Annotated in this window: 20 protein-coding genes; 12 read left to right on the top strand and 8 right to left on the bottom strand. The window is 60.5% G+C overall.

The window, feature by feature from the left end; genetic code table 11:
* Positions 1-8: 8 nt before the first annotated feature.
* Positions 9-1,409, bottom strand: a complete 1,401-nt coding sequence (locus MSKU9_RS03825; RefSeq protein WP_141260014.1) for a purine-cytosine permease family protein — start codon at positions 1,407-1,409, stop codon at positions 9-11.
* A 317-nt stretch (positions 1,410-1,726) separates the two neighbouring features.
* Here MSKU9_RS03825 and hutU point away from each other — a divergent pair, with 317 nt between their 5' ends.
* The 3 genes from hutU to MSKU9_RS03810 all read left to right on the top strand — a co-directional run bounded on the left by hutU (position 1,727) and on the right by MSKU9_RS03810 (position 6,181).
* Positions 1,727-3,391, top strand: coding sequence for a urocanate hydratase (gene hutU, locus MSKU9_RS03820; protein ID WP_141260038.1), 1,665 nt, complete (start codon positions 1,727-1,729; stop codon positions 3,389-3,391).
* A gap of 4 nt (positions 3,392-3,395) precedes the next feature.
* Entirely contained in the window at positions 3,396-4,943 is a 1,548-nt protein-coding gene (gene hutH, locus MSKU9_RS03815) for a histidine ammonia-lyase (RefSeq protein WP_141260013.1), read from the top strand.
* A 95-nt stretch (positions 4,944-5,038) separates the two neighbouring features.
* On the top strand, positions 5,039-6,181 hold the full coding sequence (locus tag MSKU9_RS03810) for an alpha-hydroxy acid oxidase (RefSeq protein ID WP_141260012.1): 1,143 nt from the start codon (positions 5,039-5,041) through the stop codon (positions 6,179-6,181).
* Between the two features lie 6 nt (positions 6,182-6,187).
* Here the strand turns inward: MSKU9_RS03810 and hutC are convergent, their stop codons facing one another.
* The 4 genes from hutC to hisC form a co-directional block, all read right to left on the bottom strand.
* Entirely contained in the window at positions 6,188-6,913 is a 726-nt protein-coding gene (hutC, locus tag MSKU9_RS03805; RefSeq protein WP_141260011.1) for a histidine utilization repressor, read from the bottom strand.
* 86 nt (positions 6,914-6,999) lie between these two features.
* Positions 7,000-7,548, bottom strand: coding sequence for a HutD/Ves family protein (locus tag MSKU9_RS03800; protein ID WP_141260010.1), 549 nt, complete (start codon positions 7,546-7,548; stop codon positions 7,000-7,002).
* Positions 7,545-8,942, bottom strand: coding sequence for an FAD-binding oxidoreductase (locus MSKU9_RS03795; protein WP_141260009.1), 1,398 nt, complete (start codon positions 8,940-8,942; stop codon positions 7,545-7,547). The genes MSKU9_RS03800 and MSKU9_RS03795 overlap by 4 nt, the downstream gene beginning before the upstream one ends.
* Entirely contained in the window at positions 8,929-10,080 is a 1,152-nt protein-coding gene (gene hisC, locus MSKU9_RS03790; RefSeq protein WP_227002361.1) for a histidinol-phosphate transaminase, read from the bottom strand. Before hisC ends, MSKU9_RS03795 begins: the two co-directional genes overlap by 14 nt.
* A gap of 336 nt (positions 10,081-10,416) precedes the next feature.
* On the opposite strand from hisC, the gene MSKU9_RS03785 reads away from it, so the two are divergent.
* Positions 10,417-11,073: an IS1595 family transposase gene (locus MSKU9_RS03785; RefSeq protein WP_141260008.1), complete on the top strand. Its 657-nt coding sequence runs from the start codon at positions 10,417-10,419 to the stop codon at positions 11,071-11,073.
* An 83-nt stretch (positions 11,074-11,156) separates the two neighbouring features.
* Here MSKU9_RS03785 and MSKU9_RS03780 read toward each other — a convergent pair whose 3' ends face one another.
* Positions 11,157-11,462 carry a hypothetical protein gene (locus tag MSKU9_RS03780; RefSeq protein ID WP_141260007.1) on the bottom strand — a complete coding sequence of 102 codons (306 nt, stop codon included), beginning with the start codon at positions 11,460-11,462 and terminating at the stop codon, positions 11,157-11,159.
* 332 nt (positions 11,463-11,794) lie between these two features.
* On the opposite strand from MSKU9_RS03780, the gene MSKU9_RS03775 reads away from it, so the two are divergent.
* The gene (locus MSKU9_RS03775) at positions 11,795-12,262 is read left to right on the top strand and encodes an Hsp20/alpha crystallin family protein (protein ID WP_227002360.1); all 468 of its coding nucleotides are present in this window, start codon (positions 11,795-11,797) and stop codon (positions 12,260-12,262) included.
* A gap of 70 nt (positions 12,263-12,332) precedes the next feature.
* Here the strand turns inward: MSKU9_RS03775 and MSKU9_RS03770 are convergent, their stop codons facing one another.
* On the bottom strand, positions 12,333-12,941 hold the full coding sequence (locus tag MSKU9_RS03770; protein ID WP_141260005.1) for a glutathione S-transferase N-terminal domain-containing protein: 609 nt from the start codon (positions 12,939-12,941) through the stop codon (positions 12,333-12,335).
* Between the two features lie 426 nt (positions 12,942-13,367).
* Here MSKU9_RS03770 and MSKU9_RS03765 point away from each other — a divergent pair, with 426 nt between their 5' ends.
* The 3 genes from MSKU9_RS03765 to MSKU9_RS03755 are packed head-to-tail and all read left to right on the top strand — an operon-like array spanning position 13,368 to position 15,837.
* A complete protein-coding gene (locus tag MSKU9_RS03765) occupies positions 13,368-14,492 on the top strand; it encodes an acyl-CoA dehydrogenase family protein (protein ID WP_141260004.1) in 1,125 nt (374 codons plus the stop codon).
* Complete coding sequence (locus tag MSKU9_RS03760) at positions 14,489-15,217, top strand: PIG-L deacetylase family protein (RefSeq protein ID WP_141260003.1); 729 nt, start codon at positions 14,489-14,491, stop codon at positions 15,215-15,217. The genes MSKU9_RS03765 and MSKU9_RS03760 overlap by 4 nt, the downstream gene beginning before the upstream one ends.
* Positions 15,214-15,837, top strand: a complete 624-nt coding sequence (locus tag MSKU9_RS03755; RefSeq protein WP_141260002.1) for a class I SAM-dependent methyltransferase — start codon at positions 15,214-15,216, stop codon at positions 15,835-15,837. The genes MSKU9_RS03760 and MSKU9_RS03755 overlap by 4 nt, the downstream gene beginning before the upstream one ends.
* A gap of 109 nt (positions 15,838-15,946) precedes the next feature.
* Here the strand turns inward: MSKU9_RS03755 and MSKU9_RS03750 are convergent, their stop codons facing one another.
* Entirely contained in the window at positions 15,947-17,071 is a 1,125-nt protein-coding gene (locus MSKU9_RS03750) for a glycosyltransferase (RefSeq protein ID WP_141260001.1), read from the bottom strand.
* A 684-nt stretch (positions 17,072-17,755) separates the two neighbouring features.
* On the opposite strand from MSKU9_RS03750, the gene MSKU9_RS03745 reads away from it, so the two are divergent.
* From MSKU9_RS03745 to fdhA, 4 genes are all read left to right on the top strand, one after another.
* Positions 17,756-20,941: an efflux RND transporter permease subunit gene (locus MSKU9_RS03745; RefSeq protein ID WP_141260000.1), complete on the top strand. Its 3,186-nt coding sequence runs from the start codon at positions 17,756-17,758 to the stop codon at positions 20,939-20,941.
* Between the two features lie 4 nt (positions 20,942-20,945).
* Complete coding sequence (locus MSKU9_RS03740) at positions 20,946-22,133, top strand: efflux RND transporter periplasmic adaptor subunit (RefSeq protein WP_141259999.1); 1,188 nt, start codon at positions 20,946-20,948, stop codon at positions 22,131-22,133.
* Positions 22,130-23,716, top strand: a complete 1,587-nt coding sequence (locus MSKU9_RS03735) for an efflux transporter outer membrane subunit (protein WP_141259998.1) — start codon at positions 22,130-22,132, stop codon at positions 23,714-23,716. The genes MSKU9_RS03740 and MSKU9_RS03735 overlap by 4 nt, the downstream gene beginning before the upstream one ends.
* A gap of 290 nt (positions 23,717-24,006) precedes the next feature.
* Positions 24,007-25,191 (top strand): formaldehyde dehydrogenase, glutathione-independent, encoded by a 1,185-nt coding sequence (gene fdhA, locus MSKU9_RS03730; protein WP_141259997.1) that lies wholly within the window; start codon positions 24,007-24,009, stop codon positions 25,189-25,191.
* Positions 25,192-25,195 lie beyond the last annotated feature (4 nt).

Below are 25,195 nucleotides of genomic sequence, written 5' to 3'. Positions count from 1 at the left end.
GGACGACTTCAATCCGCTGTGGCGGCCAGGCCAGTTGGTGCCGAGCGTGCCTGCCGGTCGGCGGCCCACCAGTACAGTGGCGTGGTGACCACCAGCCCCACAATCCATGACAGGTCCACCCCATGTACCAGTCGGGCCATGGGGCCGGTGAACAGGGCATTGGACAGGAAGGGAATCTGGATCAGGATACCGACGAAATAACAGATGAAGGCCGGTTTGTTGTAGCGGCCATAACGTCCGCCCGTAGGGTGGAAAAAGGATTCGACATCATACTCGCCCCGATGGATCAGGTAGTAATCCGTCAGGTTGATTGCAGTCCACGGAATCATGACCGACATCAGCAGTTCAAGGAATTCGCTGTACAGCGCCATGAAGCTGCGGGCCATGAATACGGCCATAAGCAGTGCGATCGTCAGCAGCACGGATGTGATGGCAAGGCGCAGCGCCTTCTGGTGCCTGCGCGTGGAAACAAAGGTCTGGATGATCGTCAGGGTGGACAGGGCGCCGCAATAGACATTCATCGCGTTGGCGACGGCAATGCTCAGCGACAGGGCACACAGTACCGGCACGGCCGCACCATGCAGCATCTGCCCCAGGGTCGCGACAATATTATGGCCGCTGGCCAGCAGGCCGATCATGGCCCCCAGTGTCATCGGCAGTACGGATCCCAGCACGGCGCCCCAGAAACTGGCATGGAACGCCTTACGTTCCCCATCGGGACCGGGGGGCAGGTAACGCGATGAATCGGATACGTAAGGGGCATAGGCAATCTGCCACAGGGCAGCGGTTGAAATCGTGCCCAGTATGCCACGCGTGCTGATATGGGCGTGGCTGGCATGCAGCAGGTCGGCGCCATGTTCCCAGCCGACCAGGCACAGGCACAGCAGGATGGCGACCCCGCATACCCATGTCATGATCCGCGCAGCCGTATGGATCATGTGATAACCATAAATGGCGGGAATGACGGACAGGGCCTGAATGATCAGGATCCCCCCCAGACGGTTGAGATGCGGCACGATAAATTGCAGCCCTTCGCCACCCAGTACCAGGTTGGATGCGGCAAAACCTACATACATGATGACGATCAGGGCCGTGATCGGCACGGCGCCGACAATGCCGAACTGGCCGCGTGTCTGAACCATCTGCGGTACGCCCAGTCGCGGACCCTGCGCGGCATGCAGCGCCATGAAAATGGCGCCGATCATGTTGCCGGTGATGATGGCAGCAAGGGCAGGCAGGAACGGCAGGCCAAAGACACCTGTCGCAAGCGCCCCGGTCACAACCGTCAGCATCATCAGGTTGGAACCGAACCATATCGTAAACAGGTCGCGGGGCCGTCCGTGGCGCTGGTCCAGTGGAATACGGTATATGGTCGCGGATTCGATTTTTGTCGGAACCGTCTCTGCCATCAGGGAATATACTCCGTAACGATATGGCGTTCCCTGCCGCGCAGGGGTTTTGTACCTATCGTAAGTGACGCATAGCATTTGCTTGCATAACTTATTCTGTCTCAACGAAACAAAAAAATATATGCGATGCTGAAGTTAAGGGCAGTCCGCGCCATTGAACACGGTTACCACCGCATCTGTCAGCACAGAAAACCATCATATCATTTCGGGTATGGATTGACAGGGCAAAATCGATATGTGCTAACTATTGATATATACAAGTGCATGCAAGGTGATCCGACGCTATGACCGAGACCTCTCCTCCCTTTAATGATCGCATGGCAAATGACCGCGTTATCCGTGCCCCCCACGGTTCCCAGTTGACAGCGCGCAGCTGGCAGACTGAAGGAGCCTTGCGCATGCTGATGAACAACCTTGACCCCGAAGTGGCAGAAAACCCGTCCGAACTGGTTGTATATGGGGGTATCGGCAGGGCTGCCCGCAACTGGTCCTGTTACGACCGGATCGTTGAATGTCTGCGTGGGCTGGAAGATGACCAGACGCTGCTGGTGCAATCGGGCAAGCCTGCGGGCATCTTCCGTACCCATGCCGATGCGCCGCGGGTGCTGATCGCCAATTCCAACATCGTTCCGCATTGGGCAAACTGGGATAAATTCAACGAACTCGACCGGCTTGGCCTCATGATGTACGGCCAGATGACGGCCGGCTCATGGATTTACATCGGCTCGCAGGGGATCGTGCAGGGCACGTACGAAACCTTTGTGGAAATGGGGCGCCAGTACTACGGCGGCAACCTGCAGGGCCGCTGGATCCTGACAGGTGGCCTTGGCGGCATGAGCGGGGCGCAGCCACTGGCCGCGGTCATGGCGGGGGCGTCCATGCTGGCGGTGGAATGCCAGCCCGGTCGTATCCAGAAACGGCTGGAGACCGGCTATCTGGACCGTCGCGTGGACAACCTTGACGAGGCGCTGGAACTGATTGCCGAGGCAAACCGCAGCGGCAAGCCCGTTTCGGTTGGCCTGCTGGGGAACGCGGCTGAAGTATTCCCTGAACTGGTGCGCCGTGGCATCCATCCCGATGCGGTGACGGACCAGACATCGGCGCATGATCCGCTTAACGGCTACCTGCCTGCGGGCTGGACGCTGGAACAGGCGGAAAAAATGCGCATTACCGATCCGGCTGCCGTGGAAAAGGCGGCAAAGGACTCAATGCGCCTGCATGTCGAAGCCATGGTGGCGTTCCATAAACTGGGTATCCCGACCTTCGATTACGGCAACAATATCCGCCAGATGGCGTATGAAGCCGGTTGTGCGGACGCCTTTGCCTTTCCCGGTTTCGTGCCTGCCTATATCCGCCCGCTGTTCTGTCGTGGGATCGGCCCGTTTCGCTGGGCAGCACTGTCCGGTGATCCCGAAGATATCTATCGCACGGACCAGAAGGTGAAGGAACTGCTGCCGGACGACCATCACCTGCATAACTGGCTGGATATGGCACGTGAGAAAATCCAGTTTCAGGGCCTGCCGTCGCGTATCTGCTGGGTTGGCCTCGGGGACCGGCACCGCCTGGGCCTCGCATTCAATGAAATGGTGGCCAAGGGTGAACTGAAGGGACCGATCGTGATCGGTCGTGACCATCTGGACAGCGGTTCGGTCGCCAGCCCCAACCGTGAAACCGAAGCCATGCGGGACGGAAGTGACGCCGTTTCGGACTGGCCGCTGCTGAATGCGCTGCTTAATACGGCGTCAGGTGCGACGTGGGTTTCCCTGCACCATGGCGGTGGCGTGGGCATGGGCTTCTCCCAGCACGCCGGGATGGTGATCGTGGCGGACGGGAGCGAGGGCGCGACCCGTCGCCTTGAACGCGTGCTGTGGAATGACCCGGCCACCGGTGTGATGCGCCATGCAGATGCGGGCTACGACATTGCCGTTTCCTGTGCCAATGAAAAAGGGCTCGACCTGCCCATGATTACGCGAAAGAACTGAAATTATGACAGTAACAGACAAGCTGGTGCTTAAGCCCGGTCACCTGACACTGGCACAGATGCGTCAGTTCTATTTTGACGGATCGGATGTCACGCTGGCGCCGGGCGTTGTGGCGCACTTGCATGAAGCCGCGGCTTCCGTGACCCGGATCGTGGAACGGGGTGAACCGGTTTATGGTGTCAATACCGGCTTTGGCAAACTGGCCAAGACGCGTATCCCTGATGACAAGCTGCGTGACCTGCAACGTAACCTTGTCCTCAGCCATGCGGCGGGGATCGGGGAACCGATGCCTGCGCGTATCGTGCGCCTGATCATGCTGCTGAAGGCAAACGGCCTGGCCCGTGGCTTTTCGGGCGTCCGGGCGGAAGTGGTCGAATTGCTGGTCACTATGCTGGAACGCGGTATCGTGCCAGTTATCCCGTACAAGGGGTCGGTGGGCGCATCCGGCGATCTGGCACCGCTTGCGCATATGAGCGCGGTGGCGATCGGAGAGGGCGAAGCCTTTTTTAATGGCGAAAGATACGCCGGGGCCGAGGCGATGCGTCTGGCCGGGCTGTCGCCACTGGAACTGGGCCCGAAGGAAGGCCTGGCACTGCTGAACGGCACGCAGGTTTCCACCGCGCTGGCGCTGGCGGCGCTGTTCGATGCCGAACGCCTGCTGCAATGCGCCCTTGCGACGGGGGGGCTGACCCTTGACGCCGCGCGTGGAACGGACGCGCCATTCGACCCGCGCCTGCATGAGCTGCGCGGCCAGCGTGGTCAGATCGAATGTGCCAGTGTCTATCGTACGCTGATGCAGGGATCGGCCATTCGCGCGTCGCATGTCGAGGAAGATGAGCGCGTGCAGGACCCGTACTGCCTGCGCTGCCAGCCTCAGGTCATGGGGGCATGTCTGGACAGCCTGCGTCACGCGGCGGGTATCCTGCTGCTGGAAGCGAATGCGGTTTCTGACAACCCCATTCATTTCGCCGATACGGATGAAATGATTTCCGGCGGTAATTTCCATGCTGAACCCGTGGCGATCGCATCCGACCTGATGGCAATCGCGGTATCGGAAATCGGGGCAATTGCCGAACGGCGCCTTGCCCTGCTGGTCGATGCGCAGATGAGCGGCCTGCCGCCATTCCTGGTTAATGACAGCGGTCTGAATTCCGGCTTCATGATCGCGCAGGTCACGGCAGCAGCCCTTGCGTCGGAAAACAAGACGCTGGCCCATCCCGCCAGCGTGGACAGCCTGCCGACTTCCGCCAATCAGGAAGATCACGTCAGCATGGCGACCTTCGCCGCCCGCCGGGTGACGGATATTGTCGATAATGTCCGTGTCATCCTGGCGGTGGAGTATCTGGCGGCGGTGCAGGGACTGGATTTCCTTGCCCCCCTGTCTTCGTCGAAGCCTCTGGTTGCGGCAGCCCAGGTCCTGCGTGCAAAGGTGCCGTTCTTTGAACAGGATCGCCTGTTTACGCCTGATATCGAAAAGGCGGCGGAACTGCTGGCGGATGGCAGTCTGGTGACAACCATTGGCCAGCATGTAGCCCTGCCGCAGGTTGGATAGGGACAATATACCCCTTTCCGTATCTTTATTATTATAAAGTAATAGATTGGGGGTATTCTTGGTAATGACGCAACAGGTGGTGGAGAAAGCGGGCAATGGAATTTTCAGGCGTTGATGACTTGTATCAGATGGCCAACCGTCGCCTGCCGCGCCTGTTTCGGGATTATGTGAACGGAGGCGCGCATGGCGAAGTCACCATACGCGCGAACCGCCAGGCATTTCTTGACTGGAAAATTATCCCGCGTTGCCTACGTGATGTATCGCAGGTGGATATCGGATCTACATGGCTGGGCAAGTCCCGTGGTGCGCCGTTCATGCTGGGGCCGGTCGGTTTTGCAGGCATGATGCATGCAGGCGGGGATGTCATGGCGGCGCAGGCGGCAGCGCGGGCGGGTATTCCGTTTGCCGTTTCCACCTTCTCCATCGCTGCCATGGAAACACTTGCCCGCGTGCCGGGCGTGGATCTTCTGGCGCAGATCTATGTCTTCAGGGACCGTGAACTGACGCGTGACATGTTGCGCCGCGCCCAGGCGTGCGGGATTGATGGCATTATCCTGACGGTTGATACCGCCATTACGCCCATGCGGGCGCGTGATGTCCGCAACGGGTTCCGGCGCATGACGCGGCCTTCGGTGGCCCAACTGCTTTCCATGGCCAGCAGGCCGGGATGGAGCCTGCGCATGCTGATGGCGGGAAAAGCCCGCATCGGCAATCTTGCCCCGTACGGCATGGGCCAGAACCTGCTGGAGGAAGCACGCAACGCCGCCGCTGAAATTGACCCCTCCCTGACATGGCAGGATCTGGCATGGCTGCGTAAGGAATGGGGTGGCAGGCTGATCGTCAAGGGGGTGATGGATGCGACCGATGCCCGTCAGTGCGTGGAAAACGGGGCGGATGCATTGATTGTCTCCAATCACGGTGGGCGGCAGATGGACCCGTCGCCCGCAACACTGTCCGTATTGCCGGAAATTGTGCAAGCTGTCGGGGATCGATGTGAGGTCGTGCTGGATAGCGGCGTGCGGCAGGGGGGCGATATTGTTATCGCGCTGGCATTGGGCGCATCCGGTGTGGCACTGGGTCGTCCATGGGCATGGGCGCTGGCGGCAGGGGGACGCAGGGGCATGGACGCCCTGACAACCGGCCTGTCGGGTGAAGTGCGCGATGTCATGGGACTGGCCGGAATTCGTAATATGCAGGAACTGGCGACCCAGCGGAAGCAGTTGCTGCGCCGGGCCTGATGATCCTTACATATACTGGCGGCCACCCAGGCTGTATCGGCTGCCGGGATAGGTAAAGATGCCTTTCATCACGATCCTGTCCTGCACCCATGTGCGCCGGACCAGTTGCAGGCAGGCTTCCGGCGTTTCCAGTTCCAGCAGGTGCTGGAGTTCCTGTGACGGCGTGATGGCGAAAATGACGTGTTCGATCTCGTCCGGACCGGCAATATGGTACAGGTGCCGGTGCGGATGCGCGACGGAAAAGTCCTGATTCAGGTAATCCGGCGCGAAATGCGGAGAGACATAACGTTCCTCCACCTGCAGTGGCGTATCATCCTCGTAATGCACGATCACGGAATGGAACAGCTTGCTGCCCGGACGCTGGTCGAATGACATGGCCAGGTCAACATCGGCCCGCGCTGTGTCCAGCGTGATGACGCGGGAGCGGTGGGTATGGCCGCTGGCAATAATGTCATCGGCAATATCATGTAACTGCAGCAGTTCGGCGCGCGGGGCTGGGCGGGCGACAAACGTGCCAACACCTTGTGCGCGCGTGACCAGTCCTTCCGTCATCAGTTCACGCAGGGCACGGTGTACCGTCATGCGCGATACGCCAGTGATCTCCACCAGTTCACTTTCCGACGGCAGGCGCTGACCGACTTTCCATTCTCCCCTTCTTATGCGTGCCGTGATATACTGCTTGACCTGTTCATAGCGTGTGATAGCCTGATTTTCAGCAATACCTATAGCCATATTACAGCACTCAATTCATGGTCTATGGCAGCCTGCGGGGATGCCGGATGGAAGAAGGAATGATCAGGCGTCATCATAACATGGTCTTACATACATGATGAAGCAACGTAACACAACGTGTCGTGGTCGGCTATTGGCGCGATATACTGTATTCTGCCGCGCATGATGTTGCCTGTCGTCACGTGGCGGACGACATTATTGATGCATGTTACGCGCCACGAACCACGTACGGGAACAATAATCGTATCCTGTATCGCATCCGGAAGGAATGCCGTCGTGACTGACCGGATTCCGGCATGGGGAAACCTGTCGGGTACAAACATGACGTTCAGCACGGTCACCGCACCGCCCTTCAACCGGCAGGTAAGGGGAACAGCGCCGGAAAACGATAGTACGGGCCCCGCGCGTTCCAGTTGCAGGCTTTCATGCGTGGGTGTGATCAGTTCCAGCCCATCACCGGACAGCAATGCCTGCTGACGCTGCATGCCGGAATAGGTGGAAAAAGGGCATGACCGGTCAATGGTTGCGATACTGACCCGCCAGCCGGGTGCGTCCGTGAGGGTACGTGTTATGCCCTGCCCATTTTTCCAGGCGCTGACGGGCAGCGTCTGGATGGAAAATACGCGGGGTGTCATGGGATGGTGGAGGCAGGTAGCAGTATGCCGGGGTTAAGAATATTGCGCGGGTCCAGCGCCTGCTTGATGGTGCGCATGACTGTAATGGCGTCATCACCATGCTGGTTATGCATGAACATCTGCTTGGCAAGGCCAACACCATGTTCCCCGCTTATGGCCCCTCCAAGGTCAAGGGCGCGCTGGATGATCTTGTGATCCAGCGCCTGCGCGCGCGCCCATCCGTCCTGTTCGGGCGGGATCAGGATGACGGTATGGAAATTGCCGTCCCCCACGTGGCCGACAATGGGGGCAACCAGCCCGGATTCCTCAATGTCCTGTTTGGCCAGCGTGATCATGTCCGTCATGGCGGAAATCGGCACGACCGCGTCGGTGGTCATGCCCTTGTGCCCCTGTCGGTAGGCCAGGCAGGCCCAGAAGGCGTCATGGCGCGCTTTCCACAACTGCGTGCGCTCCTCGGAACTGGCGGACGCACGGAATGACAGGCCATGATGGTATTCGGTGATTTCGCGTAGCAGGTCCGCCTGTTCCGTTACCGATGCGGGGGATGCATGCAGTTCAAAGAACAGGGTCGGCAGGGGTTCGTATCCCTCCAGTGACGAGTACCTGATACAGGCATCCATCTGCACGTCATCCAGCAGTTCCAGCCGCCCGATGGGCAGGCCGGCCTGAATGATGGACGTGGCGGTGTTCACCGCATCCGCCAGCGTGCCGAACTGACAGGTCGCGCCCAGAACGGTTTCGGGCAGCGCATGCAGGCGGGCCTGAATTTCCGTAATGATGCCCAACGTTCCTTCCGATCCGATCAGCAGGCCGGTCAGGTCATACCCGGTCGCGGATTTGCGGACATTTCCCCCCGTCTGGATGATTTTGCCATCTGCCATGACGGCGGTCAGCCCCAGCACGTTTTCGCGCATCGTGCCATAGCGAACGGCACCCGTGCCGGATGCGCGGGTGGCGCACATGCCACCCAATGTTGCTTCCCCACCGGGATCCACGGCAAAAAACAGCCCGTCACTGCGCAGCAGCCCATTCAGCTGCTGGCGTGTCACCCCTGCCTGTACCCGGCAGCTCAGATCCTGCGGGCGGATGTCGAGGACAGCGTTCATCTGCGACAGGTCAAGGCTGACACCACCTTTCGTCGCGGTCAGCTGTCCTTCTAGTGATGTCCCGCCGCCGAAGGGAATGACCGGCAGGTACAGGTCATGACAGACGGAGACGATGGCCGCGACCTCTTCCGTTGTCCGGGCGAACACAACCACATCGGGCTGGGTGGCCGGATCGGGAGACTGCCAGCCTTCACCATGGGCGTGATGTTGCCGGACCGTCGCGTTGGTTGAAATCCTGTTGTCCAGCCGGGGGCGGAGCCGCGTGATAAAGGTTTCAATGGCTGTCATCGGTCTGTCCGGTTTCAAGGGCGAGGGCGCGGAGGAAGCGGTCATTGTCCGTGGGCAGGCCGACGCTGACGCGTAAATGTGTCTCAAACCCCTTTTCACGCCAGGGCTTGATGATGACACCATGCCGCAGCAGGCTTTCCGCCAGGACCGAGGCGTTCCGCCCGACATCAAGGAATATGAAGTTGGTATGGGATGGCACGGGAGTATAGCCCAGTTGCGTCAGTTCGTGCATGAAGCGTTCGCGTTCAGCCACGGTTGTTGCGACACTGGTCTGCATATGCGTCCTGTCCTGCAGGGACGCCAGCGCCATGTCCTGTGCCGCCATGTTGGTGTTGAACGGGTCACGTACCTTGTTCAGGGTGGTGATGACACCGGTATCGGATGCGAGCGCATAGCCGATCCGCAGCCCGGCCAGGGCATAGGCCTTTGAAAACGTGCGCAACACCAGCCATGGCCGTGCCTGCCGGGGCAGGATTTTCGTGGCGTCGGGATAGTTCTTGCTGCCCAGGGCGTATTCATAATAGGCCTCGTCAATCACGATCAGCGTGTCCGGTGGGCAGCATTCCACCAGTTCCAGCATGTCCTGTGCCTCCATCATGCAGCCGACCGGATTGGATGGATTGGAAAACATGAGGATTTTCAGCGGAGCGGCCTGAACCGCCTGCTTCATGGCGGGCAGGTCAAACTGGCCTTCGGCGGTAATGGGAACCGCGTCGACCCGCGCGCCCATCATTTCAGGCCATATCACATGCAGCCCGAAGGAAGGCAGGACGGTCACGACCCGTTCACGGGGGGAAAGATAGGCCTCGCTGATCAGGCGTATGATCTGTTCAGACCCATTGCCCAGCATGATATGGTCCGCAGGCACGTCCGTTACCTGCACCAGCGCCTGTCGCAATGTGGATGCCGTTGCATCGGGGTAGCGGAACATCCGCTGTATCAGGCAGTCCCACTGTTTCAGGGCCGTAGGTGAGGGACCGTAAGGATTTTCGTTGCTGCCCAGTTTTGAAATATGTGATGCATTATATTTCTGGCGCACCTCATCTTCCGACAGGCCGGCATTATAGACGGGCAGGGCGGCAACCTCGGGACGTGAGGACACGCGTATTGACCGGGTGGGCGTGGAAGAAGCAGCCATGGAAACAGCCTTTTTCAATAAATTTGCATCTACTTGTATATACATAAAGGCTGCAGTTGTTGTTGTAAATATGCAACGAGCATCCGGTATTCCCGTCCCGGGATAAAATATGCATGACGTATCGGGTCACATGATAACGGCCCCTGCCGGATGGGCAAGGACGGTGCATTGTACCGAGAGAACCGTAACCTGAACGTACATGGCAGCGGCCGAGCGGTAGTCCGGATACGTGCCGCAGCATGATTTATAATGTCGGGTATGCTGGCTTAATAGATTGTGCGATCGAATAATATTAGGGGCTGGCATAGGTAAGCGAATAAAGGCTTGATATGTCACATGAAAGCACGTCGTCGCAGTCGGCTGCCTGTCAGCAGCCAAAAGCGCCTTCTGGAGCACTTCGTTGCGGGCACGCCCGCCCGGAGCGCCGCCGAACCTGTAGGCGTCAATCGTAATACAGCGACCCTGTATTACCGAAAATTACGAGAGATTATCGCAGAACAGATTGCTCATGAGGCGCCGGTCTCGGGTGAAATCGAAGTCGATGAGAGCTATTTCGGTGGGCATCGCAAAAGAAAACGAGGCCGGGGCGCTGCCGGGAAAGTGGCCGTCTTCGGCCTGCTGAAACGGCATGGCCGTGTCCATGCCGTCATGATCCCCAATGCCGGACATCAGACATTGATGTCGATCATTCGAAAGAAAGTACAACCCGATTCAATTGTTTACAGCGATTCCTGGCACGCTTACGACAAGCTGGATGTCTCGGAATTCCATCACGAACGCATTGATCACAGCAGGCATCTTGCTCTGGGCAGAAACCATATCAACGGCATCGAGAATTTCTGGAGCCAGGCGAAGCGGCATCTGCGGCGATACAATGGAATACCACGTAAAGACTTCCATCTCTTCCTGGCCGAGTGCGAGTGGCGCTTCAACATCCGCTCACCTGCAAAACTCCTGAAAATCCTCACTCAATGGGTTAAACTGCCCGCGTGAACCGTCGCAAACAATGCTTACCTATGCCAGCCCCAAACTTTTATCCAGTACCCCGCCACAAACGGGCGGGGTATCCGGCCGGTTCAACCGACGCTTACGCTGACCTTATGCAGGTCCGCCTTCGTCTTCGCATCGGGGTGGCCGACGTGGAAGGGTTCAGCGGACAGCAGGCGGATGCCGGTGATGTCGGACAGCGGCAGTACGCTCCATTCACCCGTGGGGGGCACGCGCTTTTCATGTGCGTCCTCGCCACGATAGATCAGGACATGCGGCATGCCATCGCGCTCACCCAGCGCATGGGGGGAACCGGTACAGGTCTTGCCATCGAACGTGAAACCCACAACAGACTTCTTCTGGATGGCGTCACGAAGCGTGTTTTCAACTGACATGCATATTTTCCATTCTGGTTAAACCCGATACGGGTTGCCGCATGTTATAACGGACCGCTCAAGATATAGCCTTTCTGGCGACATGCAGAAGCAGCGGAGGTGATTTATTGCTGCAATACTGCCCTGCATTGCGAAAATTCTGCCGCGTACTGGCATAAATCCAGCATCGTTTTATTTCGATAAAGTAAAGGTCAGCCCTGCATGGAATGGACCGCATGGCAGGATTGATCTGTATCACTGTAAGGTCCGGATATTGGCCCCAGCATTCATGGTGCAGGGCGGAAATGACCCAGAACAGACCGCTCAATAGTATGTATTGAGGAGCAATGACCATGATTACACGACCGACATTTGTCGCAACCCCGGTTCGTACGGCCACGACGCGGGCAACCGATCCGTTCGCCGTGCTGCAGCGCCAGGTGGGTCGGCTGATCGATGACTACCGCGCACCCGACACCTTCGGCTCGGGCCGGATCGGGTCCACGGACATTACCGAAGACGCAACCGGCTACCATATCTATATCGAAGTACCCGGCTGTTCGGAAAAGGATATCACGCTAAATGCCAGTAACGGCGTACTGAGCATCTCGGGCGAGAAGAAAAGTCCTGTAACGTCTGAGCAGAAACAGCACGTCGCCACCCGCAGCTTTGGTGCTTTTTCCGAACATTTCAGCCTGCCCGAAGGCGTGGATGAAGACCGGATCAGCGCCCGCATCAAGGACGGGGTGTTGCAGGTCACCCTGCCGCGCCGTGAACCGGCCAAGCCGAGCGAACGCAAGATCGAAATCCAGCCCGGCTGACCGCAACGACCTGTTTCCAATACCACATGGCCCGGGTACCGATGGTGTCCGGGCCATCCGCGTGTATGGTTCAGTCCAGCCCTTCCTCCCGCCGGGCCTTCTGTGCCGCAGGACGGGCCAACACCGCATCGCGCAGGGCACTGGCACGGGGATAGGCCGAAAGGTCGATCCCCAGTGGTCCAGCCCAGCTCAGGATCACGGCCATCAATGCATCCGCCTGCGTGAAGCCTGCGGGCAGCAGGTGCCCGTTGCCACCTGCTTCCAGCAGTACTTCGGCCTGCTTCAGGCGACGCGTAACATTCGCCAGCAGTCGCTCGCGCATGACATCAGGCAATTCAGGGGCAAACAGCGCACCAAATGCGCCATGCACGTCCTCGCAGAACCCGATGGCTTCCAGCAGACGGAAGAATTCGATCGAATCAGGGGCAGGGTGAAAGGCAGCATGATCCGACTGCTGGCCGATATAGGTCAGCACCGCCACATTCTGCGTCAGCACCGTGCCCGGTGCGATTTCCAGCGCGGGTACGGCCCCGCGCGGGTTGATTTTCAGATAATCCTGACCACTGGCGGTCTGCTTGGTCTTCAGGTCCACCTGCTCAAGACTGTGGGGCAGCCCGGTTTCATTAAGGATGATATGCGCGGCAAGCGAGCACGCGCCCGGCGTGTAATACAGCTTCATTGAAACGGCCTTCCGTCTGGATCTGGCTGGGGACAGGACGGTAGCATCCCGCGCCCTACGTCCTGAAAACACTGACACATGAAACAGACCGTGAAAAGCGCAGGCCCATGCGCCACACGCAGGACAGACGGACCGGCCCGATTGTAACATTACATAGGGAACCAACAGCCCATCGGCACTGTTTGTGCCTGCAGGTGGACAGCACATGGGTTCTGTCCGGCCTGTTCCTTTTCCGCCTGGAGACTGTTTGAAAAGTCAGCGCATGACTACACCTGAAAGCTAAAAGAAGTTTTTGGTGAAGCTTTTCCATAAAGTTTCGAAAAGACCCTGCCTTTTTTGACAAAAGGCAGCACCAAAAAGTTTTTATCTTTTTTTATCAACAGGTTGGTTTCGAATTGTCTCCTGATACATAAAGGCATTGCCGCCATGACCTTTCCCTTCGATGCTCTGACCGCCTGTCGCGCGGAACTGGAGGAGGAAGCAACGGTCAACGACGCACAGGCCGCATTTCCCACTGGCGGGCTGGACCGCCTGCGCCAGCTGGGCGTACTGGCCGCCCCCCTGCCACAGACGCTGGGCGGCCGGGGCTTTGGCACCGAACCGCATGGTGCAGCGAGCCTGCTGCACATGCTGCGGCTGGTGGGGCAGGGCAGCCTTGCGCTTGGCCGCGTGGTGGAAGGCCATGTCAACGCCATCCGCCTGATCGCGCTGTACGGCACACCCGAACAACTGGCCCATGTCGGGGCGGAGGTGCATGAAGGCGCGCTGTATGGCCTGTGGGTCACCGATGACGTGACACCGCTGCGCATGGAACAGACGCCGCGTGGCATTACGCTGCATGGGGGCAAGGCCTTTGCGTCCGGCGCGCGGCAGGTCACCCGTGCCCTGGTCACGGCACGGGCGGGGCAGGACGGAACGGGGCGGGATACCACGCGCATGCTGCTGGTTGCGCTGGGGAAAGACCGCGCCATCCATAATGCCAGTGGTGGACTGACCGGCATGCGCGGGGCGGGCACGGGACAATGCGACTTTACCGGCATGACCGTGCTACCCGCGGGCCTGGTGGGGCAGGCGGGGGATTACCTGCGCCAGCCTGAATTTTCAGCCGGGGCATGGCGCGGCATGGCCGTGGCACTGGGCGGGATCGAACGCCTGACCGCCCTGCTGCGCAGCCAGCTTGCCGCCCGCGACCGGGCGGGCAGCCCGGCACAGCAGGCGCGTATCGGCCTGGCGCTGATCGCGGGAGAAACCGCGCTGTTATGGACACGCCGCGCGGCCCTGGTGGCCAGCAGTCAGGACCGTTTTGATTCAGGCGATATTTCCGGCACCGTCAACCTGGCCCGGCTTGCGGTGGAACGCGCGGGACTGGAGGTGATCGAACTGGTCGAACGCGGGCTGGGGCTGTCAGCCTTCGTGCGTGATAACGTGGTGGAACGGATCATCCGCGATCTGTCCACCTACCTGCGCCAGCCAGCCCCGGACGAGACATTGTGCGAGGCAGCAGCGTGGTTCACCCGGCGCAACCTGCCGCAGCCGGACGTCCATGCATGAAGGCGGCCGACCTGCACGCGGCCCTGCGCGACCTGCCCGTTACCCCCCTTGCGGCCATTGCGCCCGGCACGGCCCTGATCCTTGCCCCCCATCCCGATGATGAAAGCCTGGGCTGTGGCGGGCTGATCGCCGCGTGCTGTGCAGCGGGGCAGGCGCCCCTTGTCGTCATCATGACCGACGGCGCGGCGTCTCACCCGCATTCGCGCCAGTGGCCTGCTGTGCGCCTGCGGGCAAAACGCCAGTGCGAAGCACGCGACGCCGTTGCGTGCCTGGGCCTTGCGCCCGATCGGCTTGTCTTCCTTGGCCTGCCCGATGCCGCCGCCCCGCATGAGGGGGCAGTGTTTGACCAGATGGCGGCACGTCTGGCCCATCTGGCCGCCACGCATGACTGCACCACGGTTTTCGCCCCATGGCGCGCAGACCCGCATTGCGATCATGAAGCGGCGTGGAAAATGGGCGTGGCCGTGCGGCGGCTGTGCGGGCTGACGCTGTTGGCCTATCCCGTATGGGGCTGGCTGCTACCGCCCGACAGGGATCTGGATCATGCCCCACCGCGTGGCATGCGGCTGGACATTACCGCCCATCTCGCCGCCAAGGCCCGCGCGATCAGCAGGCATGAAAGCCAGTACGGCGGCCTGATTACCGACGACCCCGATGGTTTCCGTCTGCCGGACACCCTGCTTGCGGCGCTGGTAACGGATTTTGAGGTTTTTATCCATTCATGAATGCCACAAGCTGGTCCCGGACCGTATTCGAACGTCTGCACAAACGTTGCCCCGACCCATGGGGTGTGGCGACGCGGACCTATGAACATGATAAGTACCGCCGGACGCTGGCGGTGCTGTCAGGCCAGCGTTTCCATCATGCGCTGGAACTGGGCTGTTCCATCGGCATGATGACGGCGCGGCTGGCGCGGCAATGCGACCGGCTGCTGGCGGTGGACGTGGCCGAAGCCGCCCTGATCCGCGCGCGCCACCGTTGTGCCGGGCTGCCGGGGGTGTCATTTCATCGCGGGCAGTTGCCGGATGCATTCCCGCCACTGCCCGCCCATGCATGTGACCTGATCGTGATTTCGGAGCTACTGTATTTTCTCTCCCGCCGCGATATCCGCAGCCTTGCCGCGCACTGCCTGCGCTTGCGGCAGGCGGGCGCGCCCGTCGTGCTGGTCAACTGGACGGGACCGACCGATACACCATGCACGGGTAACGAGGCCGCCCGCCTGTTCATCAATACCTGCCGCGCCGCCGACCTGCACGTGACCCATGCCCGGCGGTACGCGCATTACCGGCTGGACGTAATCAACGGACCGGAGACGCCGGAACCTGCAAACCACACACCGGACTGATTTTGGAAAAATTCTTGGTGAAGCTTTTTTCAAAAGCTTCGAAGAACACTGCCTTTTTGAAAAAAGACCCCCGAACCTTCTATCCGTTTCATCTGGCGATACGCCCCATTCAGTGCACCACGGATGTCACTGCCGGTACAGGGGCGGGCATGATACTGGACGCTACCAGAAGGTCGTGCACGATTTGCCGCGCCGCGTCCATATGCATGGGCAGGTCGGCACGGCGGACGGGTACGCGCACAAGTGCCGGGCTTGATGCCTCCAGCCTGTCCCACGCCATGCCGCCAAACCGTGCCCGGGCCATATGGGTCACGGTCGCGGCAGGCAGGCACAGCAGGGCCGCAAGATCAGCCACCGCGCCATGCCACGGGCTGGTTGCCGGGGGCAGGGCACGCAGGCGGCGCAGTACTGCGCGCGCCCGAGCACGGCGCAGGCAGGCCCGTGGCGGCTCAAGGCTGTCATCCAGCATGTCATCCTGCCGCACCATGCGCCGCGCCATGGTATCGGCCATGCCTCCACGCGCCCGCCCGGCAATGCGGCCCGAAACACAGACCGTGACATCAGGCGCGTGGCGGATGGTGACATCCACACGTCGCAGGGCACGCAGGAAACCCCGGTCCTCGCCCAACGGTATGGCAGGGACGCCTCCCGCGCGCCGCCAGGCCGCCACCGTTACCGCAATGCTGGCACCGGAATGTTCCGTATGGCGCGGCCATGGATCATGCGGGTCAGGATCAACCAGATCATGGATGCGGTCCAGCATGGTGGCATAATCGGTTTCTGCCCGGTCATCTTCATGCAGGTGCACGGGGATAAGGCGTGACTCCTCCGGGTCGATCAGGGCACGGCCACAGACCGCATCAACGCCCGTATCAAGGGCGCGCAGGGTATTGGCCAGCCAGTCGGGCGCGACACGGCCATCCGCATCGGTGGTCAGCACAATACCATCCGGCCCCGCAAGGCCCGCGGCAACCTGCATGGCCGCACGCCGGGCCGTGCCCGCATGCTCCACCGGCGGGGGATAGGTCCGCTGCGCCACAATCACGCCAAAGGGCAGGGACGGGACCAGCGCACGCACCACGCCGCGCGTATCATCCGTGCAGTTGTTAAGCAGCAGGACAACATGGGACAGACAGCCCCCCTGCTGTGCCGCAAGGGCGCGCAGGCAGGGACCGATACGCGCAGCCTCGTTACGTACCGGAATCGCCACGATAGTGGGGTGGGCAGGCGGCATGGGTCACCTGTTGGAAGGGGAAATGGTAAACGCCGCGCGGGCCGGTCAGGTTGCAGGGACCGGACAGACCCTTTCAGCCTTTTTCAAAATAACCAACTGATAAATAAGGATAGGAATTTTCGGGTGCCGCCTTCTCCTGAAAAGGCAGCGTTCTTTCTAATTTTTCCAGAAAAAACACTTCACCAGAAACTTCCTGATGTTTTTCAGGCCGGTTTCTGTCCTGTTCGCCCCGTTACATGACACGGGGCATGAATGCCATAATTTTTATTTTAAAATGCATGCATGCGGGAAATTTACCGCATCGGCCAATAGTTCCCTGATGACGTATTTTTTATTCATTCATTTTCATAAGTTATAAATTATACTTCATAAATTATTGGAAATAATAATGTATATTTTCGGTAATGAAGATTATTTTAAATCTTATCTGTTCATACTTTGTAAAAAAACGCTGTATCTGTCGTTTCAGGCAGATGCCGCATGCCCCCATGCAGCCCCGCCTGTTACCGATCATGCCGGAGCATCGTCCCATGTCCACCACCATGACCTGTAAACCCTAGGGGCCTGCACGCCACCGCGCGGAAGGCGGCCAGCCCATTCATACAATAAAACCGCATGCCGGTACCGTGGCGCATACCCACGATACCTGCACGGTTCTTCGTGCTACAGGGAATTATCCATTCCATGAACGCCATCGTAGTGACGGCACTACGTCGGCCCTATACCTTTGTGGTGCTATCGATCCTTATCGTGGTCTTTGGCATCATGTCGGTATTGCGTACGCCGACCGATGTGTTCCCAAATATAAAAATACCGGTCGTATCCGTTGTCTGGACCTATGGCGGCATGCTGCCGGAGGAGTTTGCGGGCCGTATCATCTATAATTACGAACTGATGGTGACCTCGACTGTCGAGGGCATCGAACATATGGAAAGCAGTTCGTATTACGGGCGCGGTATCGTCAACATATACTTCCAGCCCGGCACCGATATCGGCAAGGCGGAAGCCGAGGTGACCGCCATATCCCAGACGGTCATAAAGCAGCTGCCCGAAAACATTCCCTCGCCGATGGTAATGAGCCTTGACGCATCATCCGTGCCGGTGCTGACCCTTCAGGTCACGTCCGACAAACAGACACCATCCGACCTGTTCAAACTGGCCATGATCCGCGTGCGCCCGCTGCTGGTGACCGTGCCGGGTGCGGTGGTGCCACAGGCCTATGGCGGGATGGACAGCTTTGTCATGGTGGCGCTGAACCAGCAGCAATTGCAGGCGCATCACCTGTCGGCCATGGACGTGCAGAACGCCCTGCGCGGACAGAATATCGTGCTGCCGGCAGGTGACCAGAAAATCTCGGCCACCGACTGGATGGTGCAGACCAACGCCACCCCGCGATCCATGAAGGAACTGGGCGATATCCCGGTCAAGCGCGTGGGCAATGCCGTAATCTATGTCCATGACGTGGCGGAGGTCTATCGTGGCGGCCACCCGCAGACCAACCTTGTGCTGGTGAAGGGCAAGCAGGGGGTGGAAATCGTCGTGATGAAAAGCGGCGATGCCTCGACGCTGGATGTCGTGGCAGGGGCCAAGGCGCTGCTGCCGCGTATCCAGAAGCTCCTGCCGCCGGATGTGAAGGTCAGCATACTGGGTGATGCCTCGATCTTCGTGAAGGATTCCATTTTCGACGTCGTGCGCGAAATGCTGACGGCCGCCGCCCTGACCGGCATGGTGGTACTCCTGTTCCTGGGGTCGTGGCGGCCCACGGTCATCATCGCCACCTCCATCCCGCTGGCCATCCTGTGCGCCATCATCGGCCTGCACTGGGCGGGGCAGACAATCAATGTCATGACGCTGGGCGGGCTTGCGCTGGCGGTGGGCATTCTGGTGGATGACGCGACGGTGATGATCGAGAACATCGACGCGCATCTGGAAATGGGCAAGACGCTGGAACCCGCGATCATCGACGCGGCCAACCAGATCGTCATTCCCACCTTTGTCGCCACCACCTGCATCTGCATTGTATGGCTGCCGCTGTTTGGCCTGAGCGGGGTTGCGGGCTGGCTGTTCATGCCCATGGCGGAAGCCATCATCTTCGCCATGATCGCATCCTTCATCCTGTCGCGCACGCTGGTGCCGACCATGGCCAAATACCTGCTGGCCGGTCACAGCGTGGCAGGACACGGGGATTCCCACCATTGCGAACCGCAGGTCCACAACCTGCAATACCCCAGGCGCCTGCCCGAACGCTTCCAGCAGGCGTTTGAACGCGGGTTCAACAGTTTCCGTGAAAGCTATGCGGGCATACTGAAACGCGCCATTGCGGGGCGCAGGCGGTTCGTGGGCGTGTTCCTTGGCATCTCGGTCTGTTCGCTGGGGCTGTACCTGATCGCGGGGCGGGATTTCTTCCCCGAAACAAAATCGGGCACGATCCAGATGCACATGCGCGCACCACTGGGCACCCGTATCGAGGTGGCGGGGCGCGAAGCATCGCTGGTGGAAGACCGGATCAACGCCCTGTTCCCCGGCAAGGTGGACAGCATGATCGAAAACTGCGGCCTGCCCGAAGGCGCCCATAACCAGGCCTTCATTCCCACGCCAACCATCGGCACGCAGGACTGCGACATCACCATTGCGCTGAAGGATGAGGAAACACCCGTCTGGGATGACCGCACCATCCTGCGCCATGACCTGTCGGCCCGTTTCCCTGGCACGGTGTTCACTTTCCAGCCCGCCGACCTTACGGCCAAGATCCTGAATTTCGGATCACCCGCGCCCATCGACATCCAGATTTCGGGGCCGGACCTGCGCGACAACTATGACTATGCCCGCCTGCTGGTGAACCGCCTGCGCGCAGTTCCCGGTGCAGCTGACGTGGTGATCCAGCAGACCATGAAGACGCCGACCCTGTTCGTGCAGGGCAACCGCACCTTCGGTCAGGCCACCGGCATGACCGAAGCCGACCTTGCCAACAACGAACTCATGACGCTTTCGGGCAGCCAGACGGTGGACCCGCAATACTGGCTGGACCCGGCCACGGGCATCACGTTTCCGCTGAATGTCTATGTGTCACAGGACCAGCTGACGCATTTCAACAACCTCATGACCATTCCGGTGGACAAGGGCGATGGCGACCCGCAGGGGCGACACATGCAGTTGCTGGGCGGTATCAGCAATGTCAGCGCCACGGGCACGCCGGGGCAGGTCTCGCACTTCAACTCCATGCCTGAAGTTGACATCTATGTCTCTGCCGAGGGCGCGGATCTGGGGCAGGTCACGACCGGCGTGCAGCACGTGCTGGACCAGACGCGGGGCAAGGTGCCGTCCACCGCAGCCGTCGTGGTGCGTGGCCAGACCGAGACCATGCGCCATGCCTATGTCGAACTGGTGTTCGGGCTGGTTGTGTCGGTGCTGCTGATCTACCTGCTGATCGTGGTCAATTTCCAGTCATGGCTGGACCCTTTCATCATCATCACGGCCCTTCCGGGTGCGCTGGCCGGTATCGCGTGGGCGCTGTTCCTGACGCATACGCGGCTGTCGGTCCCGGCACTGACGGGGGCCATCATGTGCATGGGCACGGCGACTGCCAATTCCATCCTTGTGGTGTCCTTCGCCCGTGAACGGATCGAGGAGCATGGCGATGCGCTACGGGCGGCACTGGAGGCCGGTTATGGCCGTATCCGCCCGGTGCTGATGACCGCGCTGGCCATGGTGATCGGCATGGTGCCCATGGCCATGAGCAATTCCCAGAATGCACCGCTGGGCCGCGCCGTCATTGGCGGGCTGCTGGTGGCCACCGTGTCCACGCTGCTGTTCGTGCCGTGTGTTTACGCAATCCTGCATAACCGTCCGTCCCGCGTCCGGGGGAAATGAACTGATGTCCACCCAGAACAACAGAAAAATCATCATGCTGGCCGGTGCCGCCGTCGTCATGGGGTGGTGCGGGTACCTGCTGGTCGGGCGCGTGCAGCATGCGGCGGCCCTGCGGCGGGAAGCCGCCATCGCTTCCGTGCCTGATGTCATGATCATCTCGCCACGCAAGGAGGCCCGCCATGTCAGCCTGGACCTGCCCGGCACGATCGAGGCCTGGTACCAGGCCCCCATCTACCCACAGGCATCGGGCTACGTGCGCATGTGGTACAAGGATTACGGCGCACGGGTGGCCACAGGCGACGTGCTGGCGGAAATCAACACCCCGGGCCTTGATGCCCAGTTTGCGCAGGCACAGGCGGACCTGCAATCCTCGCAGGCGAAATACGACCTTGCGGTGGTCACTGCCCAGCGGTGGCGCCTGATGGGCAAGTCACAGGCGGTATCGGGCCAGTCGGTATCCGTGCAGGACGCGAACGAGAAATCAGCCGCAGCCGATCTGGAGGCCGCGCGCCACAACCTTGACCGCTACGCAGCCCTTGAACGCTTCAAGGTCATTGTCGCCCCCTTTGACGGCGTGGTGACGGAGCGTGACATCAACGTGGGCGACTACGTGCATGAAGGCGGCGGAAACCTGAACGCGTCGGGTGCGGCCAGCGAACTGTTCAGCGTGGCGGATACGCACCAGATGCGGCTGTTTGTCTCGATCCCCGAAAACATGTCCTACATCCTGCAGCCCGGCCTGCAGGCCAGCGTGCAGGTGCCACAGTTTCCCGATCGCCGGTTCGAGGCGAAATTCCTGACCGTATCGGGTGGCTACGACCCTGACACCCGCACCAGCGTGAGTGAGTTCATCATCGACAACACCGATCACGCCCTGTGGCCCGGAACCTTCGCCGCCGTCACCCTGACGGCACCTGAACAGACCGCCCACCAGACCATCCCCACCGGCGCGCTGGTGTTTCAGGAACACGGCATGCAGGTGGCCGTGGTGGACGCGCAGAACCACGCGCATTTCCACACCATAACCGTAGGGCGCATGGGCGATGGGGCGACGCAGGTGCTGTCGGGCGTCGCGCCCGATGACCGGATTATCGACAACCCGCCCGCCGACCTGCTGGAAGGCGAGAGCGTGCACGTGGTCCGGCCCGTGACCGGGTACAGCAACGACACCGATGAAAAGGACGATGAATGATGGCCCGCACCATCCACCGTTCGGCATGCATGGGGGGCGCATGCGCCATATCGCTGCTGTCGCTGGCGGGATGCGACCTTGCCCCCACCTACCATGCGCCGCATTACGTCATTCCTGCCACATGGCAGGGACAGGCCCCGTTTGGCGTGGCCCACCCCATGGACGACACCATTCCCGCGCAGTGGTGGGAAAGCTTTGCCGACCCGCAGCTTGATGACCTTGAAACCACCGCCATGGCCCATAACGGAGACCTGCAGGCGGCCAGCGAGCGCTTTCTGCAGGCACGTGCGATCGTAAGCGAGGCCCGGGCCGACCTGCTGCCGCATTTTGGCGTGGCCTTTGGCGGCAGCAACAACAAAAGCTCGGCCGAACGGCTGTTCCGCTACAAGGGGCCGATTACGGATTCAGATGAATTCTATGGCGGCATGGCATCGTGGGAGCCGGATTTCTGGTCCTCCATCCGCAACCGGGTACGCCTGCAGAAAGACTATGCGCAGGAACAGGCCGCACAGTATGCCGCAGCCCGACTGAGTCTGCAGGCCGAACTGGCCAGTGATTATTTCACCCTGCGCGGGCTGGATGCGCAGGCGGCGATCTATACCCAGTCGATCCGGTATTATCAGGAATCCCTGCGCGTGACCCAGACACGGCTGGTGGACCAGGCGGCGTCACAACTGGATGTGGCGCGCGCGCAGAACCAGCTTTACACCACACAGGCCCGCCTGCTGGACATTCAGGCCCAGCGCGAGGTGATGGAACATGCGGTGGCCGTTCTGGTCAACGTCGCCCCGTCTTCATTCCATATCACAGCAGATGCACACCTGAATGCCACGCGCTTCGGGCTGCGCGCCCCCATGCCGTCGGACCTGTTGCAGCGCAGGCCCGACGTCGCCATTGCCGAACGCCAGATGGCGCAGGCCAACCGCGCCATCGGCATCGCACGCGCCGCATTCTATCCGCATGTATCGTTCCAGATGAACGGGGGGTTTGATGATAACGGCTTCAACCTCGCCAACCTTGCCAACTCCATGTGGTCCTATGGCGCGACCGTGACCATGCCGGTATTTGAAGGGGGCCTGCGCCGCGCGCAACTGCAGCAGAGCTGGTCCGCCTACCGTGAAACACGCGACCATTACCGTGTCACCATCCTCAACGCGTTTCGCGATGTGGAGGACGGGCTGTCGCGCACCAACCGGCTGGATGGGGAAAACGGCCGCCTGCGCGCAGCCGTCGGCGCCGCCAGCCAGACACAGGATATTACCATGAACCTGTACAAGGGCGGCCTTGCCACCTATCTGGACGTGCTGATCGCACAGGTCAGCACACTGGATGCGCGCATACAGCAGGCGGAAGTCCAGACCCGTTACCTGCAGGCGCAGGTTGGCATGATCCGTGCCTGTGGCGGGGGGGGGAATGCGGCCAGCCTGCCTGCGTCCAATAAACTGTTCGGGGTTGATCCGTTGCAGTATTCGGGCCTGCATAATGCCCCCCCCGTAGGCGACGTGCCTGCGCCGCACAGCCACGGCCCCGACCCGGATGACAACCTGACCCGACCGCTGCTATCGCCCGGCATGGGCCAATAATAAAAACAGATCAAAGTTTCTGGGTGCCGCCTTTTTTCAAAAAGGCGGCGTTCCCTGAAGCTTTAAAAAAAATATTCACCAAAAACTTCTTTATTTGTCATCGGCTGCCATGCTGCGGCCAGCGGATTATACCGATCCGTAAATATGGAACCTGTAAAGATACAAAACCCGCCAGCAGGACCAGCGTTACCTGAACCCGGACATATATGAACGCAGGACACGCGATTATTTGCACATCCATAAATAGTCGCAACATTACGCGTCATATCCCGCAGACAGGGAGCAGAACAATGAGCACAAATCGCGGTGTGGTCTATCTTGGGCCAGAACATGTGGAAGTGCAGGATATCGCCGACCCGAAAATGGAAACGCCAGCGGGCCGCCGGATCACACATGGCGTCATCCTGAAGGTGGTTTCAACCAACATATGCGGATCGGACCAGCATATGGTGCGCGGCCGCACCACGGCACCCAGGGGCATGGTGCTGGGTCATGAGATTACCGGTGAGGTCATTGAATGCGGCAGCGATGTCGAAATGGTCCGCAAGGGAGATCTGGTCTCGGTCCCCTTCAACGTCGCCTGCGGACGGTGCCGGTGCTGCCGTGAAGGGGACACTGGGGTGTGCCTGACGGTCAATCCCGGCCGGGCGGGCGGCGCGTATGGTTATGTTGACATGGGTGGCTGGATCGGGGGGCAGGCGAAATATGTCATGGTGCCCTATGCCGATTTCAACCTGCTGCGCTTTGCGGACCGGTCAATGGCGATGGAGCGTATCCGCGACCTGACCATGCTGACCGATATCCTGCCCACCGGCTTCCATGGGGCCGTGACGGCGCGGGTGGGCGTGGGGTCGGTCGTGTATGTCGCGGGCGCGGGGCCGGTTGGCATGGCAGCGGCGGCATCCGCACGCATTCTGGGGGCTGCGGTAGTCATGGTGGGCGACCTGAATGAAGAACGTCTGACCCATGCCCGCAAGGTGGGGTTCGAACCGGTCGACCTGCGCCAGCATGACCGGCTGGGGGAAATGGTGGCCCAGATTGCCGGCACGCCGGAGGTCGACAGCTTCATTGACGCGGTCGGCTTCGAGGCAAAGGGATATGGCGGCGGGGCCAAACCCGCCATCGTGCTGAATCAGGCCATGGAGGTAACCCGGCCGGCAGGATCGGTCGGGATACCGGGGCTGTATGTCACCGAAGACCCTGGCGGGGCGGATGAAGCGGCAAAGACGGGCAACCTGATCCTGCGCTTCGGCCAGGGATGGGCCAAAAGCCTTGAATTCCATACCGGCCAGACGCCGGTGCTGCGCTACAACGCACGTCTTATGAACGCCATCCTGCACGGGCGGCTGCCCATTGCGGATATTGTCAATGCAACGGTCATCCCGCTGGAGGACGCGCCGCAGGGATACCGTGATTTCGACCAGGGGGCTGCGAAAAAATTCGTCCTTGACCCCCACGGCCTGCTGGCGGCGTGAATGC

It is taken from the genome of Komagataeibacter diospyri, from assembly GCF_006538165.1.
In the GTDB taxonomy this organism is placed as follows: Bacteria; Pseudomonadota; Alphaproteobacteria; order Acetobacterales; family Acetobacteraceae; genus Komagataeibacter; species Komagataeibacter diospyri.
Note: the sequence above shows the minus strand (reverse complement) of the source record. Positions and strands in the feature narration are given on the sequence as shown.

Excerpts from the sequence above, each read along its gene's own strand:
- MSKU9_RS03765 (WP_141260004.1), top strand. The coding sequence starts at position 13,368 with ATGACCTTTCCCTTCGATGCTCTGACCGCCTGTCGCGCGGAACTGGAG.
- hisC (WP_227002361.1), bottom strand. The coding sequence starts at position 10,080 with ATGGCTGCTTCTTCCACGCCCACCCGGTCAATACGCGTGTCCTCACGT.
- MSKU9_RS03775 (WP_227002360.1), top strand. The coding sequence starts at position 11,795 with ATGATTACACGACCGACATTTGTCGCAACCCCGGTTCGTACGGCCACG.
- MSKU9_RS03740 (WP_141259999.1), top strand. The coding sequence starts at position 20,946 with ATGTCCACCCAGAACAACAGAAAAATCATCATGCTGGCCGGTGCCGCC.
- MSKU9_RS03780 (WP_141260007.1), bottom strand. The coding sequence starts at position 11,462 with ATGTCAGTTGAAAACACGCTTCGTGACGCCATCCAGAAGAAGTCTGTT.
- MSKU9_RS03750 (WP_141260001.1), bottom strand. The coding sequence starts at position 17,071 with ATGCCGCCTGCCCACCCCACTATCGTGGCGATTCCGGTACGTAACGAG.
- hutH (WP_141260013.1), top strand. The coding sequence starts at position 3,396 with ATGACAGTAACAGACAAGCTGGTGCTTAAGCCCGGTCACCTGACACTG.
- hutU (WP_141260038.1), top strand. The coding sequence starts at position 1,727 with ATGGCAAATGACCGCGTTATCCGTGCCCCCCACGGTTCCCAGTTGACA.
- MSKU9_RS03795 (WP_141260009.1), bottom strand. The coding sequence starts at position 8,942 with ATGACAGCCATTGAAACCTTTATCACGCGGCTCCGCCCCCGGCTGGAC.
- MSKU9_RS03825 (WP_141260014.1), bottom strand. The coding sequence starts at position 1,409 with ATGGCAGAGACGGTTCCGACAAAAATCGAATCCGCGACCATATACCGT.
- MSKU9_RS03745 (WP_141260000.1), top strand. The coding sequence starts at position 17,756 with ATGAACGCCATCGTAGTGACGGCACTACGTCGGCCCTATACCTTTGTG.
- MSKU9_RS03760 (WP_141260003.1), top strand. The coding sequence starts at position 14,489 with ATGAAGGCGGCCGACCTGCACGCGGCCCTGCGCGACCTGCCCGTTACC.
- MSKU9_RS03800 (WP_141260010.1), bottom strand. The coding sequence starts at position 7,548 with ATGACACCCCGCGTATTTTCCATCCAGACGCTGCCCGTCAGCGCCTGG.
- MSKU9_RS03735 (WP_141259998.1), top strand. The coding sequence starts at position 22,130 with ATGATGGCCCGCACCATCCACCGTTCGGCATGCATGGGGGGCGCATGC.
- MSKU9_RS03770 (WP_141260005.1), bottom strand. The coding sequence starts at position 12,941 with ATGAAGCTGTATTACACGCCGGGCGCGTGCTCGCTTGCCGCGCATATC.
- MSKU9_RS03785 (WP_141260008.1), top strand. The coding sequence starts at position 10,417 with ATGAAAGCACGTCGTCGCAGTCGGCTGCCTGTCAGCAGCCAAAAGCGC.
- fdhA (WP_141259997.1), top strand. The coding sequence starts at position 24,007 with ATGAGCACAAATCGCGGTGTGGTCTATCTTGGGCCAGAACATGTGGAA.
- MSKU9_RS03755 (WP_141260002.1), top strand. The coding sequence starts at position 15,214 with ATGAATGCCACAAGCTGGTCCCGGACCGTATTCGAACGTCTGCACAAA.
- MSKU9_RS03810 (WP_141260012.1), top strand. The coding sequence starts at position 5,039 with ATGGAATTTTCAGGCGTTGATGACTTGTATCAGATGGCCAACCGTCGC.
- hutC (WP_141260011.1), bottom strand. The coding sequence starts at position 6,913 with ATGGCTATAGGTATTGCTGAAAATCAGGCTATCACACGCTATGAACAG.